This window comes from Novipirellula aureliae, assembly GCF_007860185.1.
Taxonomy (GTDB): Bacteria; Planctomycetota; Planctomycetia; order Pirellulales; family Pirellulaceae; genus Novipirellula_A; species Novipirellula_A aureliae.
Genome location: NZ_SJPY01000002.1, coordinates 259,032 through 275,151, shown reverse-complemented (window position 1 = coordinate 275,151; position 16,120 = coordinate 259,032). Strand labels below are relative to the sequence as shown.

Genomic DNA, 16,120 nt, shown 5'->3' with positions numbered 1-16,120 from the left:
ATACGTGAGAAGATCAATTGGAATTTTAACGAGCGGCGGTGATTGTCCTGGCCTTAATGCAGCGATTCGAGGAGTCGGCAAGGCGGCGATGGATGAATTTGACATGGCCGTCATCGGTTTTCGCGACGGTTTTCGAGGGCTGACCCAAGATCGGATTTTACGTATCGATGGGGAACAACTCGCTGGGATCCTGACCGATGGAGGCACCATACTCGGAACGAGTCGCGATAAACCGCACAAAATGCCGATCGGTGATCGAACCGAGGATATGACTCAGGCCGCCGTCGATACCTACCGTAAACATGGGCTCGATGCCGTCGTTTGCATCGGGGGCGGCGGTACTCAGAAAAATGCGCTACGTATGGCCGACGCGGGGCTCAATGTGATCACCCTCCCCAAGACGATTGATAACGACATCTTTGGTACCGATGTTTCGTTCGGTTTTGATACCGCATTGGAAATTGTCACCGAAGCCATCGATCGATTGCATTCGACCGCAACGAGCCATCATCGCATCATCGTGGTCGAAACAATGGGGCATCGCGCCGGATGGTTGGCCCTTGGAGCTGGGATCGCGGGTGGAGCCGATGCGATTCTGATCCCTGAAATCCCTTACTCGATCGAATCGGTCGCAGGCGCGATCAGAGAACGTGCTCGGCGCGGACGTCGATTCAGCATCGTGGCCGTTGCCGAAGGAGCAATGACGGCGATCGAATCGGAAAAGATCGAAGAATTAGCTCGCCAGAAAAAAGAAGCCGATTCAAAGAAAGAACGCAAGCAAGCGTCAGAAGAACTGGCCGAATTCCATGAAAACCATGTTGGTAATACGCTCAAGTTAACGAAGAAATTGGAAGAGTTGACAGGAATCGAATCACGCTTGACCATTCTCGGTCACTTGCAACGTGGCGGCACGCCATCGGCTACCGACCGCATTCTGGCGACTCGGCTCGGTGCATCCTGTGCAGAACTGCTGCACAACCAGACCTATGGTGTCATGGTCGCAGCTCGCGGTGACGGATTCGAAGCGCTACCGCTAGCGGATATCGCCGGCAAAAAAAAGCTGGTGACGGAGGATCACCCCTGGGTCCGAACCGCCGAACTCACCGGCGTTTGCCTCGGCCGTCCGTAGGCCGCAGGGCAGGGCAGTAGCCTGGGACGACGGCCTGGATAAGAACGAGGGTTGGCGGTAGTGGATCTTGTTAAAGATCCCGTGCGTAGGATCTTTAACAAGATCCACTACTTTAAAAAAGTACTACTCTTCGCTGTTCAATTCACGCAGGCGTATGTCTTTGAACTCGGCCCACATTGGTTTTCCGGCGTGAAGTTGCAGTCCGACTTTGCCTTCCGAACGAGCCAATTCAGGGTGTTCGTCAGTAAAGTCGACAACCAATTTGCCGTTCAGGTAGTGTTGGATGCGGTTTCCCTTGGCAATAATCGTCACATGATTCCAATCATCGACCTTCATCAATTCCTTGAAGGCTGGTTCGCTGATCAATGAATCGTCGAGCACCTTTTTTCCATCTGCCGTCCAAACCGCTTTTTCGCCGACCAGACAAATGCGGCCTCGTTTGCCTTTCTCTTCGTAGATAAAGCTCGATACGTTTGGGAAAATCTCTTCGTTTCGAATTTCGTGTTGATAACCTTTCATCGACCATGGGTTTTGATTCGTGATCTGTTCAGATCGATACATGATCCCCGAATTGTTCACTGCATTGCAACGGAACGAAAGGCTCATTTCAAAGTCATTGACATTGCCACCTTTCCAAATCAGGAAGGTGTTACCTTTCGCTGGATTTTCGGTGGTTGTTTCACCATGGATGACTCCATCGACGACCGACCAAAGTCGAGAGTCACCGTCCCAGCCATCCAAGTTTTCGCCATTGAACAAAGATTTCCATTCGGTCGAATCCGCAGCGGATGGTTGCCATACGTCATCGGCGATTAAATGGGTAACAAATGAACCAATCAGCATAGCAAGCGAAAGACGTAGCATGGTTAACACTCCGAAGGTGAAGAACGTGGGGATTGGGTATGGGGAAGCAAAATAGATTATGACTGTTGAGATGTGAATTATCAACAAGCCAAGTTCATTATTAACGCGACGGCCTGGGGTTTGTTGCGGTCCTAGGCTGGAGTTCTCGTTTTCAGACCGAGGCTATCGCCCCAGTGGCTTAGAAACCTGATAACTCCATCGGCTCGTGCCCTGATTGGCAATCCTCTTCGGTTTGACGGTCAAAACATCCCCGTCAAGATCGAGCGTCGCGTCATCACCCGCTGTGACGATCAGATCCGGATGGTGGTCGTAACGACTCCCCAAAAAGCCGGGTGCTATCTTATAGCGACAAGCCAATTCGAATTGTAATGTTGGTTGGTTGGCCGAGGCGACGTGGTGAACACTGATGCTCCAATGACTCGTCCCCGCACCACCAACGCCGAGTAACGCGTCCCCCAGGGGAATCGCCTCGAGCGACAATTGTTGGATTGGCGGTGAGCAGGGCCAAGCGAGACCGCCGTTGTCTTCGATGCTTGTCATTAGCGGCATTTCCGCTGCCGTGCCAAAGTGGTGTTGGTATCGGTCTTGGTGCCATCGGAAGCAAACTTGAATCGATCCATCCTGCGAAGCAAGATTCAAATCAGGAGGCGAGGTGATCACTCATCGACTCCGTTTGCGTCGCCTAACTTCGAGAATTCGGCCAATAGTTTTAGCCCTACTTCTTGACTCTTTTCGGGATGAAATTGAGTCGCAAATAGGTTGTCACGGCTGACCATTGCACAAAACGGACCGCCATAATCACACTCCAGTGCAATCACGGATGGGTCGGTTGGACGAACAAAATAGGAATGCACGAAGTAAAAGTGTGTTTCGTCATTGAGTTTATTAACGATTCGGCAGGGTTTCCGGGTGGAAACGGTGTTCCATCCCATGTGCGGAACTTTGTAGTTGTTTGGCAGGTCAAAGCGAACCACATCACCGGCAAGCACCCCGAGTCCCTCATGTTCGCCGTGCTCAAATCCTCGTTCAAACAGCAATTGCAGGCCGAGACAAATCCCCAAAAAGGGGCGTCCTGATGCGATGAAATCGAGAATAGGTTTCGCCAGATCGCGGCGATTGATTTCAGCCATCGCATCACCAAATGCACCAACGCCCGGCAAGATCAACTGGGAAGCCTTTGCGATTTCCTTCGGATCCGAGCTAATGGTTGCCGAACCGCCAATCCGCTCGATCCCTTTCTGGACGCTGCGGAGATTCCCCATTTGGTAATCAACGATAGTGATCATAGGTAGATAAAAGGCAAATCGACATTGAAAGAACGGTTAGACGACGGATCGTAGGACGATATCGCGAAAAATCGTTTTTGGCAAGATGTTGACGATTCACTCCGAGATTTGGTGTGTTTAGCGTCTCGGAGAGACGCTGCTACGTATGTTGCCGATTCACTTCGAGATTCGGTGCGTTCAGCGTCTCGGAGAGACGCTGCTACGTATGTTGCCGATTCACTCCGAGATTTGGTGTGTTCAGCGTCTCGGAGAGACGCTGCTACTGGCGATATCGACGACCTCGAGGGTTTCGCGGCCTGTGCGCCGACGTACCCATTGTTTTAGCTCGAACTGGGTAGCCCAGGCGGCATGACTGAGCTTTGCCCAGAGTCGAGGTGCGACGATTCGGTATTCCAACAATCGCGTTGGAACGGCTCCGAGCATCTTTTTGTAGGCTTCGTCACCACGCAAAAACTCAACGCCTTTCATCTTCTGCTCGTGAGCATATTTCAACGTCTTGGTCGTCAAAACTCGGCCTGGCTCGAGTTTTGACGCCTCGATGTCATAGCCAGTGCTATAGACGTAGAGGCATCCATCGTCACTTCGGTAATTTAGCGCATTACCGATCGTTTTTCCATCCATCAGAATCGCAACGAGGTGCAGTCGGTTTCGGTCGTGCCAATGCTTGGCGACTTGTTGGATAAAGCTTCGCATTTTCGGATCCGCATAGCTGCCGGGTTCCCCGACCGCGTTCCAGCGGCGTTGATGTAGATCGATCAAGCCGTCGATGAGCGCGGTTACTTCGTCGTGATTTGATGCAACGACGAGTTCCATGCCGTCGGTATCCTCGACCCGAGATTCCAATAAATGGTGTTTTCGGCGAGTTCGGCGACTTAGTTTTTGCAGCCAATCGTCCCATGTTGCTTGACATTCGAACAGCCAAGTGTGCATCCGAGACTGAGCGTGAACGATCGCACTACGTTTTCCCAGTTCTGCGGCAAAGGTTTTCATGACTTCATCGTTTTCACTGATTCCATCCATTTCAATCAGATCCCAACTATCGTTCGAATCGTTCATTTGATCGATTAGGAAATTTGCCATTGCCTTTGCGATTTCCTTTGCATTCTCAGGCTTGGCGATGACGGACACGAAGTCGCTGCAGACATTATTATTGCCAAAGGAGCACAATACTCGGGGCGAACCCGATTTTCGATAGAGTGGCAACAGGCCACAAATTTGCCGCGACGCGTCGCGTGCGATTAGAATGTAGGGTTCTTGTCCATTTGAAAACGATTCCCACCAAGATTCCAACCAACTCGGTTCGCGAAACGGGACGCCATCGGCGAGCGAATTCCAAAGTTCGCGTGACGAATCAGCCCCCGAAACGATTGTCGCCAAATGATCCGTTCGTTCAATGGAAAACATAGATAGTCCAGTAGGTCGCTGTATTGTAAAAATGCAAAAAATTACGGTAAAGGCACGAGAAAGGCACGAGGCTCTGCCTGAAAACCATCAATGTTCGCTACGTTTTCAGACTGTGGCTTTGAAACCTAGCTTTTTCAATGAAGGCCTCGCAGCATGAATCACCGCTTTCGCTTACAATGTACGCCTGCAACGCACTGGTTGACGTTATAACCCGTTTTTTTGCTATAATCGCAAGTACTTATGTCTTCCGTTTCTGAAAATGCAAATTTGCTGATCGATCACCTCCGTCCACTCGGTCGGGTCGTGATCGCATTTTCGGGCGGCGTCGATAGTAGCGTCGTTGCTGCCGCTGCTGCCCTCGCTGGTCTCGATTCGGCGATCGCGGTAACGGGGCATTCGGCCAGTGTCCCTGAGTGGCAAATTGATTGGGCGAAGCGGATTGCTAGCCAAATTGGAATCGACCACCAAATCGTTGACACTCGCGAGGGCGAACGTGCTTCCTATGTGCGCAACGATTCGAAGCGGTGCTTTTACTGCAAACAAACGCTCTATCAAACGTTGGCAACGTTGGCCGTCCGGTACGATGGAGCGGTGATCCTCAGTGGCACCAATGCGGACGATCTTGGCGATTACCGTCCTGGCATCGAAGCAGGAAACCTTGCTTCGGTCAAAACACCGCTCGCCGATTTAGGGTTGGGGAAACAGGACGTTCGGGAACTGGCACGCCATTTCAAGCTTGACAATGCCGAATTGCCCGCATCCCCTTGCTTGGCCAGTCGAATTTCTTACGGAGTGGCGGTCACCCCAGACCGTCTTGACCGCATCGAACGAGCGGAAGCTTGGCTGCGAGGTCAAGGTTTTAGTGACCTTCGCGTTCGCCTCCACGCTGACGAATTGGCTCGTGTGGAATTGCTACCTAGCGAGCAAGATCGCCTCCGTGAAAACCGATTGGCGGAGCGGATGAACCAATTCTTCCGCTCACTTGGGTTTCAGTTTGTTACCGTTGATGTCGAAGGTTTGCGATCAGGAAGCTTGAACCAAGTATTGGTCGGTTTCGATCTCACTCGTCCATCCACCTCCACTTCTACGGGAACCGCGCGTTGATTCACGACGACTCTGATCTAAGCGATCCGTTGGCTGAGCGTACCGAAGCAATGGGCGAAGCAATGGATTCGGTTTCGGAACGAAAAGGTATCGTGTCCTCGTCTCAGTTGATGGGATCGCGGTTAGGCAACTATCAAATCTTACGGAAACTTGGCCGGGGCGGAATGGCGGATGTCTATGCCGCACGCGATCTGATTCTAGGACGTGAAGTCGCGATCAAAGTACTGCGAAGCGATTTTGCCAGTGATGAAACGTACGTCAATCGATTTCGCCGAGAAGCCAAGGCGGCCGCAAAGTTAAACCACCCCAATATTATTCAAATTTACGAAGTTGGAAACGTCGATTCCTTTCACTACATTGCTCAAGAATTGGTCGATGGCGACAATTTACGGCAGGTGATCACTCGGTCCGGGGCTGTCAGTGCGGACGAAGCGATTGAGGTTTTGATGGCAGTCGGTTCGGCTTTGGAAGTTGCGGCCGAGGCAAGGATTACGCACCGGGATATCAAACCCGAAAACATCATGCGTTCGAGTCGCGGGATCATTAAAGTTGCCGACTTTGGATTGGCTCGAGTGGCAACCGACTCCGTCGATGCCACTCGAAGCGACCTGACGCAAGTTGGGTTGACACTCGGCACGCCGCGGTACATGAGCCCCGAACAGATTCAAGGGCATGTTGTCGATGTTCGCAGCGATTTGTATTCGCTCGGCATTTCGATGTACCATTTGATCGCAGGCCGTCCACCGTTCGAAGCGGAAGATCCGCTGGCCTTGGCGGTCATGCATCTACACGAGATTCCAGCTCCCTTGGATTTGGCGCGTGGATCAAGCGATGTTCCCGAATGGCTGATCGCGATCGTGGCGAAATTGATTCGCAAACGACCCGAAGATCGTTTTCAATCACCTAGCGAAGTGCTCGCGGCGATTCATGCTCAAACCATCTCCGGTGGCACTTCGGCTGTAACGATTGGAACCGCTGCCGCGACGGTCCGGCTGCAACGAATCGTAGATGAGTCCCGCCAGCGAAACCGACGCAAGGCTTTGAAATGGACCGGGGCTGTCGCGGCGGTCATGATCGGAATCATCGGGACTTGCGCCGCGATGCTGTCGAGGCCACCAAAAAGTGTCACGCAAATACTTCGTCCTGACCAAGTTCCGCAGGCAACAAGCGTTGAAGAGCAATACCTGATCGCTGTCGTTCGCAACGACGAAGCAGGGTGGTCCGCGGTATCGGACTACTTCCCACCCGTTGAAAACCAATCCCTCCATATCCGTTACTATGCAAAGAGCCAATTGCAAATGGCGCGGCAAATGCAAAGTGATAATCAATGGCGCGCGGCCGAGGAAGTGCTGCGGCGATTGTCCGCAGATCCAAAAATTGATCGGCTCTATCGGACTTTAGCCTTGGTGAGTCGCTGCGAGGGGCTCAAACAGTTGGACCGCCCCGAGCTATTGCAGGAGACTCAAGCTCAACTGCAAGCCGCCTACAAAGAATTGCATAAAACCAACTCCAGTGCCGCCATCATTTTCGACCGAGTCGTACCCGAAAAAACGCGTTCTCAGTTAGGATTGACGTTGTAGTTTGTTCGTGATGGCCCAGAAGGCGGTTTTGCAGTGTTTCTCGAAAATCGCGGAACAGCCTTAGCCTTCACCATCGCTTAGCACGGCCATGAATGCTTTTTGGCTGATCTCGACGTTGCCAATCGCCTTCATGCGTTTTTTTCCTTCCTTCTGCTTTTGTAGTAACTTGCGTTTGCGAGTGATATCGCCTCCGTAACACTTCGCCGTCACGTTTTTTCGCATTGCGGGAACCGTTTCTCGGGCGATCACCCGACTGCCGATCGCGGCCTGAACGGCAACTTCAAACATGTGCCGATCAATTTCCGCTTTTAATTTCTTTGCGACCGCTCGGCCGCGGCGATCGGCATCCGCTTTGTTGCAAACGATACTCAATGCATCGACTCGATTCCCATTGACCATAATGTCCAATCGGCACAAGTCCGCTGGCTCGTAGCCCACCATCTCGTAATCGAGCGTCCCGTAGCCTCGCGTGCAGCTCTTTATTTTATCATGCAAATCGTAAACGACTTCCGCTAATGGAATGTTATAAACCAACATCGCTCGCCCAGCGCCAATGTACTCTTGCGTTTTGAGAATCCCTCGACGTTCTTGGCACAATTGGATCACCGATCCGATGTATTCGTCAGGAACAACGATGCTACACCTGACGATCGGTTGGCGGAACTCTTCGATATCACCTGGATCGGGGACGTCTTGCGGCTTGTGAATCGTTAGAAGCTGATTGCGTTTCGTCACAATCTCGTAGGTCACATTCGGGGCGGTTTGAACCAAGTCAATGTCGGATTCATTCTCCAATCGCTGTTGGATGATCTCCATGTGCAAAAGCCCTAGGAAACCACAGCGGAAACCGAAGCCCAATGCGTCGCTGGTTTCCGGTTCGAATTCGAAGCTTGGGTCATTGATCGACAATCGCTCGAGTGCATCACGCAATTCCGAAAAATCTTGGCCATCGCTTGGGAACAAACCACAGTAAACCATTCGTTTGGGCAGTGAGTAGCCAGGCAACGCTGGTGCCGGTTTATCACCTGGGATACTAATCGTGTCGCCAATGTGAACGTCACTGAGACTTTTGATGTTACAAATCAAATAGCCGACTTGTCCCGCCTTTAGTTCGTTGCAAGCAACGCGTTGTGGAGAGAATCGCCCTAGTTCGACCACTTCATGGACAGAACCCGCTCTCAAAAAACGGATTTTTTGACCTTTGCGGACGGTTCCGTTCATGATCCGCACATAGGTGATCGCACCTCGGAAATCGTCATAATTCGAATCGAACACCATCGCTTGCAACGTCGCTTGGGCGTCACCCGTTGGCGCGGGTATGTGTTCGATGATCGCGTCGAGTAGATCGGGAACCCCTTCGCCTGTCTTCGCACTGACCCGGACGCATTCATCCGGGTCGGTGCCGAGTGAATTCATCATCTCTTCGGCAACTTCATCTGGCCGGGCGTGAGTCAAGTCAATTTTGTTGATGACCGGAATGATTTTCAGATCGTGCTCCATCGCGGCATACGCATTGGCGACCGTTTGTGCTTCGACACCTTGAAACGCATCAACGAGCAGTAGCACGCCTTCGCAACATGCTAACGATCGGGAAACCTCGTAATGAAAGTCAACGTGTCCGGGCGTGTCGATTAGATTTAGCTCGTAATCCTTGCCCTTGCGGTTAAATCGCATGGAAACCGCGTGGGCCTTGATCGTGATCCCTCGCGACCGTTCAAGTTCTAAATCGTCGAGCAATTGCTCTTTCATTTGCCGCAGGGTCACCGTCTCGGTAAATTCCAACAATCGGTCGGCCAACGTGCTCTTGCCGTGGTCGATATGGGCAATGATGGCAAAATTGCGGATGTTTGATGCTGTATTATTTGCTGACATATTGTTTCTTGTGAGGATACTCGAAAAGCGAATTTCGACATCTCTTATTCTCGCCTAAGTGCGACGATTGGGTGTTCTGCTGTCCAGGACACCGCTCGCGGCGTTATAAGGGGGCGAATTGCCTCCTGGCTTTGAAGGCATTAAGGTGTGTGGGGGAAATGCGGCGGTGCGGTCGTCGGACAACCGTACCGAGAGTATAGAATCCGCATGGAACAACCACAATCAACCATCCGATCGCTGAAAACAAACATGAAAGTTGTCTTCTTGACCGCCGGTGCTGCTGGCATGTACTGCGGCAGTTGCATGCACGACAACGCGTTGGCTCGAACGCTCATCGCTGATGGCTACGATTGTTTGCTGCAACCAATCTATACGCCGATTCGGACCGATTCGATCAGCGTTGCGAGTGAGAAAATCTTCTTTGGCGGCATTCACGTTTATTTGCTCCAACAGATGCCGTGGCTGCGGTTTGTCCCTCAATCCGCACGCCGATTTCTCGATTGGCCGCCGTTGATCCGAGTGGCAACTCGTAAAGCCGCATCGACCGATCCCGCGAAACTCGGCGACTTGGCAATCTCGATGCTCCAAGGAACCGACGGGCGGCAGTCCGAAGAAGTTATCCGGCTGGTTGATTGGTTAGAGAACAAAATTCAACCCGACGTACTTATTTTGAGCAATCTGCTCATTGGTGGTTCGCTTCCGCTCGTCCATCGTCGGCTTCCAGAGACTCAGGTTATTGTGATGTTGCAAGGCGATGATATCTTTCTCGACCACCTTCCGACCGAAGCCCGTGCTGAAGCGATCGCCTTGTGCAGCAAACTGGTCAGTTCGGTCGATCGATTTGTCGTTAACAGCCGTTTTTACGCTGATAGAATGGGCACGCTTTTGAACATCCCCCCGGAGAAACTCTTTCAAACGCCTTTGTCGATCGATGCTGCCGCCTACTCCGCGTCTCTAACATCCGTGCCCGATCGATCGCACGGCAAAACCAAAACCTTTCGCATTGGATACTTGGCCAGAATATCACCCGAAAAGGGACTGCATCGTCTGGTTGACGCGTTTCTGCACCTTGCAAACGAGCATCACGACGTCACACTCGAGGTCGCTGGTTGGCTCGGCGAAGTCAATCGTCCCTATTTGAAGACGATCCAAACGCGAGTCCGTGAAGCCGGTTTGGAAGACCGTTTCACGTATCACGGCAGCCCTGAATTGGCCGAGAAGGTTGCGTTTTTACAGTCTCTTGATTTGTTGTCCGTGCCAACCGAGTACGAAGACCCAAAGGGATTGTTTGCACTTGAAGCCATGGCGTCGGGGGTTCCCGTCGTGTTGCCAGACCACGGTGGGTTTTCGGAGCTCATCGCATCGACAGGCGGCGGCATCCTCGTGCCACCGAACGACCATCACGCATTAGCCGAGGCGATCCTGCGATTAAAGAACGATCCGTTACTGCGAAAAGAACTGAGCAAAAACGGGCACAGATCAGTACACGAAAAACACTCGATCGAAAATGCCAGCCGAGCCTTGGCAACATTGTTTGCTCAATCCTAGTGCTTGGTCCAGGTTGAACATTACGGTGAAACCGGACGGCTTGCAGGCTGTTGATTTAATCGGTTTGACTCGACTTATTGTTTAACGCCAAGCCAAAGGCGACCGCTTATGGGAAAGCTGGCGCCTTCGGCTAAGCGTTAAACGATTGACTCGACTTATTGTTTAACGCCAAGCCAAAGGCGACCGCTTATGGGAAAGCTGGCGCCTTCGGCTAAGCGTTAAACGATTGACTCGACTTATTGTTTAACGCCAAGCCAAAGGCGACCGCTTATGGGAAAGCTGGCGCCTTCGGCTAAGCGTTAAACGATTGACTCGACTTATTGTTTAACGCCAAGCCAAAGGCGACCGCTTATGGGAAAGCTGGCGCCTTCGGCTAAGCGTTAAACGATTGACTCGACTTATTGTTTAACGCCAAGCCAAAGGCGACCGCTTATGGGAAAGCTGGCGCCTTCGGCTAAGCGTTAAACGATTGACTCGACAGTCCGCTTGCGCCGTTCCGCTAACAAATTAACGACCGGGCGCAAGCCTTCCGGTCCTCTGAACACTCGTGTAGAGGCTAAAGCTTGGGGCACTAGGGGTTGGAGTGTTTAGTACTCGTGACCGGTGGCACCGGAGTCGACGGCGGCGGCGCCGTCGACTGTTCCTTGAACCGCTTGGCGGACGATTCGCTCGTCGGTTTCCTTCGTCAATTTTGCAATCGCCTCGGCGATTGGCATCGATCCCAAATCGCCTTCAATCCGGTCTCGCAGGGCAACGTGACCCGCTTCCGCTTCCTTGGGTCCGACGACGGCCATGTAGTTGACGAGGTCGAGCTGGGCATTGCGAATCTTGGCTTGGACTTTGCCATCGTTGTTATCGATCGTGACCTTTAGCCCGGCTTCATCAAACTGCTTTGCGACCGCGACGGCATAGTCAATCGACTTGTCACTAAGCGGTAATACGCGAACTTGCTCGGGCGATAGCCACATTGGGAATGCACCGGCAAAGTGCTCGATCAACATTCCCGTGAACCGTTCCATTGAACCGAACGGGGCACGGTGAATCATGACGGGACGGTGCGTCGCGTTGTCCGTGCCTGTGTATTCGAGTTTGAAACGCTCAGGCAAATTGTAGTCGAGTTGGACGGTACCAAGCTGCCAAGATCGACCGATACAATCGCGGACCATGAAGTCGGCCTTCGGTCCATAGAAGGCCGCCTCGCCTTGTTCCTCGTTGAATTGAAGCCCCGAATGTTGCATCACTTCTCGCAGCGCATTTTCGGCATGGGTCCAATTCTCTTCGCTGCCGACATACTTATCGCTCTTGGGATCACGCAGCGACAATTGAACTCGATAGTCGCGTAGTCCCACCGCTTCCAAGACAAACTTGGTCAAATCGATTGTCGCTTTGAATTCCGCTTCCACTTGTTCAGCAGTGCAGAAGATATGGGCATCGTCTTGAGTCAAACCGCGAACACGTAGCATGCCGTTCAGTTCCCCCGTTTGCTCGTGACGGTAGACCGTTCCAAACTCGAATAACCGGAGTGGCAATTGGCGATACGATCGCGGTTGAGCCTTGAACATGTGGCAATGATGCGGGCAATTCATCGGTTTAACCAAGTACCGTTCATGAACAGATTGCCAACGATGCAGCACCGCTCGTTTCTCTTCGTTCGATGCCGATGGTTTGTAATCGGGGATATCGGCTCCGAGCACTTTGGCCGCTTCCATCAACTTTTCTTCGTCATCTTTGCCGAGCGTGCCAGCTTCGAGTCGCTGGGTCCAGGCGTCGATCATGCCACCTGCTTCACTACCGAACAATGGCGAGAATTGGCTGTCGCGATAGTACGGAAAGTGGCCGCTGGTTTCATACAATTCCACTCGCCCGATATGAGGGCTATAGACAGGGTCGTAGCCTCGCGACAGCAATTCTTTTCGTAGGAAATCCTCGAGCGTACTACGTACCCTAGCGCCCTTGGGTAGCCACAGGCATAGACCTTGACCCACTTCGGGGTTGATCGCGAACAGGCCGTGTTGTTTACCGAGCACACGATGGTCGCGTCGGCGTGCTTCTTCGAGTCGCTCTAAATAGGCCGCCAATTCCTTTTTGTCGAAGAAAGCGGTTCCATAAAGTCGTTGCAGTTGTCGGCCCGAAGCGTCGCCCTTCCAATACGCACCCGCGATACTCATCAATTTGATCGCTTTGATCTTTCCCGCATCGGGGATATGAGGACCGCGGCACAAATCGACGAATTCGCCTTGGCGATAAAAACTGACCGTCGGCTGGTCGCCGAGTCCGGTTTCGATATGCTCGACCTTCAAATCTTGCTCAAGATCGTTGCACAACTTTCTTGCTTCGTCACGGTCGAGAATAAACCGCTCGAATGGTTCTTTCTCTTTGATGATTTTTTTGATTTCGGCTTCGATCTTCGGGAAATCGTCTTCGCTAATCTTCTCGGGGATGTCGAAATCATAGTAGAAACCGCCAGATGTGGTCGGTCCGAATGCTAGCGAAACACCTTTGTAAAGACGCATCACGGCACGAGCCATCACGTGGGCGGCGGAGTGACGGAGCACATCGAGTGATTCGCTGTCTCGGTTGGTCAGTAGCCGAAGTGGCATGGGCGAATCATCCTGAGCCAATTCACCGAGTGGGCGATTGGCGTCGACAATCTTTCCCGAAACCTCGGCTGCCATCACGCTGCGGGCTAACCCCTCGCTGATCCCTTTGGCGATGTCCATCGCCGTGGTATCGCCAGGATGTTTGGCGATCGTTCCGTCAGGAAGCTGGATTTGAATTTGACTCGGTAGGGACGGGGAGGCAGACGATGCAGTCGACATGACAAAATTCGCTCAAGTTGCGGAGGTTTCTGAAGCCCATGCGATACGGAGGCATGAGCACAAGAAAGAAAGAATGACCGGTTGATTGCCTAGTCGTCAATACCGATACCGTTGGAGTCTAGCCTTTCGGCGATTTTCAACAGGGAAAATGATCCGGAGTACGAAATCGGTTAAAGCTTGGACCCCAACGACCTTTCTATCACGGAATGATCAGCACACCCGCGGTGATGGCGGCAGCTTCCGCAATGACCGCTTTTCGCTCATACGGCGGACGTTGCAGGTATGCAGGTACGCAGTTGCCGCTTCGGTAATACCCTAGCGTATACTCGCATTCGCACGGATGTTGTACCGTGGCTAGATAGGGCAACAACGGGACGGTTCCAAAGAAACGAGCACCGGCGAGCAGTGGGGTCCAATGGGGACATCGTTCATGTCCATGTCGCTCCAGCATTCGGTCTTCGAAATATCGCGGGTAAGAAAACGTGTTGGGGGCGGCCCAGGTCCGCATCGACCATGTCCAACTGCCGGGGCGATCGACGCCGGATTCCGGTAGCGGTTCGAGTGGAGCAGGTGAGTCACCACGGAAACCGTCCGGCGTTTTACCATTGCCGATATCGGTAGTGTTTGTTGTCGCAGCCGACAAATCGGGCAAAATGAATCGTCCACTGACAACTTCAGGTTGGCGGCCTTGAGATTCATCTTGGTCCATCAAGTTGCGCTGTTCGCGGCTCTTCAGATGATCGCGGAATTCCTCGTCATCCGTTTCGCTCGGGTCTTTTGGCAACGAATCAAAGCCTAACTCCTCTTGGGCTTCTTCATTCAGCGACACGACGAAGTGAGACTTGTTGATAGAAGACAAGGAATGGGGAAAGGAGGCCGGGGAAATTCGCACCGGTCCTTCGATCAGCACTTCAGATTTCCGTGAGTCACTCGCAACAAGCTCGATACCGCCAGCGGCCTTGGCTGCCGAAACGCAGCATACGGCAGTGGCAATCGTAAACACCCACAGAGCGGGACGTACCGTTTGCGGTTCGCAACTCAGAGTAAATCGTTGGTTTCGTTTAGCCGCATCCATGCTACGCTTCTCCGAAGGTTGATCGCTATAATCCGTTTCGCTAACGAAACGAGTGCAAAAACACTCGTTCTAGTTGTAAGGATTCGACCATCTGGCCGAGGAAAACGAGTTCAGACAAAGCCAACCTGTATAACCGGCACAACGTGACTCGGTTGACAGCGGATCTTGGGATCTTGCCCGCGGCTCGGCTTCCAGTCTGGAAGGAGTGATGCCGAGGCTCCCAGCCTTGGGGGGAAGAGCCCCGGTTGTTTTCCACGCGGCGCATGCAACGATTTCAGCCCAACGGTCCATCCGATTGCTTGGTCCAACCCTACCGGCTGGGTAGCGATTGGGTAGAACAGCGAGGGCAGGGCAGGGCAGGGCAGGGCACACGCAGGTCATGAAGCCGAGGCTAGGTAGCGACGAAGTCTCGATTAAGTCTCGATCGCTTTTCGGACTGCGTCGATAACGACGGGCAACACTTTGGCTTTCACGTCGTCGAGGGTTCCTTCTTGAAAAGCTCCAGCCGCGGCTTTGTGACCGCCGCCCCCAAATTGCTGTGCGATCTCATTGCAATCCATTGCACACCGACTGCGAAAACTCAACTTGAATCCGCCGCGAAGTTGACCAACAAAAATGACCGCCGCCTTGGTGCCTTGCACCGCCAACGTCAAGTTGATTGCATCTTCGGTGTCACTCGCTTCGGCACCGACTTTGGCAAAGTCTTCTTTCTCGACGTAGGTATGCATTAAAGCCCCGTCGACTTCCGATTCGGTTCGCGACAGAATCAGGCCTCGCAGTTTAAGTCGCCCGAGAGTATCTCGCTCGTACAGATCACTATAGATTTCACTTGGGACGACACCGGCGTCAACTAACCGGGCTACCACGCGGTAGGTTTCTGGTGTGACACTGCCGAACCGGAACCATCCGGTGTCGGTAGCGATGGCAGCAAACAGCGGAGCCGCCATGGTTCGCGTTAGCGGTACGCCGAGCGCATCGGCTGCTTGTACGACCAAGTGTCCCGTCGCTTCGGCCTGGTAGTCTTTGTACAACGTTGCGCCGATGTCATCTTCGCCGACATGATGATCGACAATGATCTTATCGATCCGCGACGCTCGGATAAAGTCGCCCATGTCACCAAGTTGGGCCCATGCAGATGTGTCTAGGATCATGATGCAATCCGCCGTGATATCTTCCGCCTCGACATGGTCGCCGAGAACTTCGATATTGCCAGCCGGATCGAGAAACTGCAAGGCGGTGGGTGTGCGATGTGAATTGATGATTCGTACCTTCTTGCCAACCGACCGCAGCACCTCCGCCATTCCTAGCTCGCTGCCGAGCGCATCACAGTCGGGCCGAATGTGGCTGACGAGAACAAACGATTCATAGTGGCTGATTTGATCGACAAAGGCTTTCCAATTGACACCCATTAGGCTTTTCGCTTTCGAAGGAGAAATAAA

The 16,120-nt window shown here is 52.7% G+C and carries 12 protein-coding genes; 4 read left to right on the top strand and 8 right to left on the bottom strand.

Going from position 1 to position 16,120, the window contains the following annotated elements; all coding sequences use genetic code 11:
* Window positions 1-4: 4 nt before the first annotated feature.
* The gene (locus tag Q31b_RS06925; RefSeq protein WP_146598963.1) at window positions 5-1,129 is read left to right on the top strand and encodes a 6-phosphofructokinase; all 1,125 of its coding nucleotides are present in this window, start codon (window positions 5-7) and stop codon (window positions 1,127-1,129) included.
* Between the two features lie 123 nt (window positions 1,130-1,252).
* Here the strand turns inward: Q31b_RS06925 and Q31b_RS06920 are convergent, their stop codons facing one another.
* The 4 genes from Q31b_RS06920 to Q31b_RS06905 form a co-directional block, all read right to left on the bottom strand.
* Entirely contained in the window at window positions 1,253-1,993 is a 741-nt protein-coding gene (locus Q31b_RS06920; RefSeq protein WP_146598962.1) for a 3-keto-disaccharide hydrolase, read from the bottom strand.
* Between the two features lie 162 nt (window positions 1,994-2,155).
* Window positions 2,156-2,653 carry a hypothetical protein gene (locus Q31b_RS06915; RefSeq protein ID WP_146598961.1) on the bottom strand — a complete coding sequence of 166 codons (498 nt, stop codon included), beginning with the start codon at window positions 2,651-2,653 and terminating at the stop codon, window positions 2,156-2,158.
* On the bottom strand, window positions 2,650-3,279 hold the full coding sequence (hisH, locus tag Q31b_RS06910) for an imidazole glycerol phosphate synthase subunit HisH (protein ID WP_146598960.1): 630 nt from the start codon (window positions 3,277-3,279) through the stop codon (window positions 2,650-2,652). The genes Q31b_RS06915 and hisH overlap by 4 nt, the downstream gene beginning before the upstream one ends.
* Window positions 3,280-3,516: 237 nt before the next feature.
* Window positions 3,517-4,683, bottom strand: coding sequence for a GNAT family N-acetyltransferase (locus Q31b_RS06905; protein ID WP_146598959.1), 1,167 nt, complete (start codon window positions 4,681-4,683; stop codon window positions 3,517-3,519).
* Window positions 4,684-4,923: 240 nt separating this feature from the next.
* Between Q31b_RS06905 and larE the strand changes: the two genes are divergently transcribed.
* Together larE and Q31b_RS06895 are read left to right on the top strand one after the other, a co-directional pair.
* A complete protein-coding gene (larE, locus tag Q31b_RS06900; RefSeq protein WP_146598958.1) occupies window positions 4,924-5,787 on the top strand; it encodes an ATP-dependent sacrificial sulfur transferase LarE in 864 nt (287 codons plus the stop codon).
* Window positions 5,784-7,367, top strand: a complete 1,584-nt coding sequence (locus Q31b_RS06895) for a protein kinase domain-containing protein (protein ID WP_231617366.1) — start codon at window positions 5,784-5,786, stop codon at window positions 7,365-7,367. Before larE ends, Q31b_RS06895 begins: the two co-directional genes overlap by 4 nt.
* Window positions 7,368-7,427: 60 nt before the next feature.
* On the opposite strand, the gene lepA is transcribed toward Q31b_RS06895, so the two are convergent.
* Window positions 7,428-9,239 (bottom strand): translation elongation factor 4, encoded by a 1,812-nt coding sequence (gene lepA / locus Q31b_RS06890; RefSeq protein ID WP_146598957.1) that lies wholly within the window; start codon window positions 9,237-9,239, stop codon window positions 7,428-7,430.
* A 207-nt stretch (window positions 9,240-9,446) separates the two neighbouring features.
* Here lepA and Q31b_RS06885 point away from each other — a divergent pair, with 207 nt between their 5' ends.
* Window positions 9,447-10,787, top strand: a complete 1,341-nt coding sequence (locus Q31b_RS06885; protein ID WP_231617365.1) for a glycosyltransferase family 4 protein — start codon at window positions 9,447-9,449, stop codon at window positions 10,785-10,787.
* Between the two features lie 587 nt (window positions 10,788-11,374).
* Here Q31b_RS06885 and thrS read toward each other — a convergent pair.
* The 3 genes from thrS to Q31b_RS06870 form a co-directional block, all read right to left on the bottom strand.
* Entirely contained in the window at window positions 11,375-13,606 is a 2,232-nt protein-coding gene (gene thrS / locus Q31b_RS06880; RefSeq protein WP_146598956.1) for a threonine--tRNA ligase, read from the bottom strand.
* Between the two features lie 199 nt (window positions 13,607-13,805).
* Window positions 13,806-14,681 carry a hypothetical protein gene (locus tag Q31b_RS06875; RefSeq protein WP_146598955.1) on the bottom strand — a complete coding sequence of 292 codons (876 nt, stop codon included), beginning with the start codon at window positions 14,679-14,681 and terminating at the stop codon, window positions 13,806-13,808.
* 413 nt (window positions 14,682-15,094) lie between these two features.
* Window positions 15,095-16,090, bottom strand: coding sequence for a DHH family phosphoesterase (locus Q31b_RS06870; RefSeq protein WP_146599394.1), 996 nt, complete (start codon window positions 16,088-16,090; stop codon window positions 15,095-15,097).
* Window positions 16,091-16,120 lie beyond the last annotated feature (30 nt).

Bases quoted from the DNA above. Each gene is read 5' to 3' on its own strand.
- Q31b_RS06920 (WP_146598962.1), bottom strand. From the start codon at position 1,993: ATGCTACGTCTTTCGCTTGCTATGCTGATTGGTTCATTTGTTACCCAT.
- hisH (WP_146598960.1), bottom strand. From the start codon at position 3,279: ATGATCACTATCGTTGATTACCAAATGGGGAATCTCCGCAGCGTCCAG.
- Q31b_RS06905 (WP_146598959.1), bottom strand. From the start codon at position 4,683: ATGTTTTCCATTGAACGAACGGATCATTTGGCGACAATCGTTTCGGGG.
- larE (WP_146598958.1), top strand. From the start codon at position 4,924: ATGTCTTCCGTTTCTGAAAATGCAAATTTGCTGATCGATCACCTCCGT.
- lepA (WP_146598957.1), bottom strand. From the start codon at position 9,239: ATGTCAGCAAATAATACAGCATCAAACATCCGCAATTTTGCCATCATT.
- Q31b_RS06885 (WP_231617365.1), top strand. From the start codon at position 9,447: ATGGAACAACCACAATCAACCATCCGATCGCTGAAAACAAACATGAAA.
- thrS (WP_146598956.1), bottom strand. From the start codon at position 13,606: ATGTCGACTGCATCGTCTGCCTCCCCGTCCCTACCGAGTCAAATTCAA.
- Q31b_RS06875 (WP_146598955.1), bottom strand. From the start codon at position 14,681: ATGGATGCGGCTAAACGAAACCAACGATTTACTCTGAGTTGCGAACCG.
- Q31b_RS06870 (WP_146599394.1), bottom strand. From the start codon at position 16,090: ATGGGTGTCAATTGGAAAGCCTTTGTCGATCAAATCAGCCACTATGAA.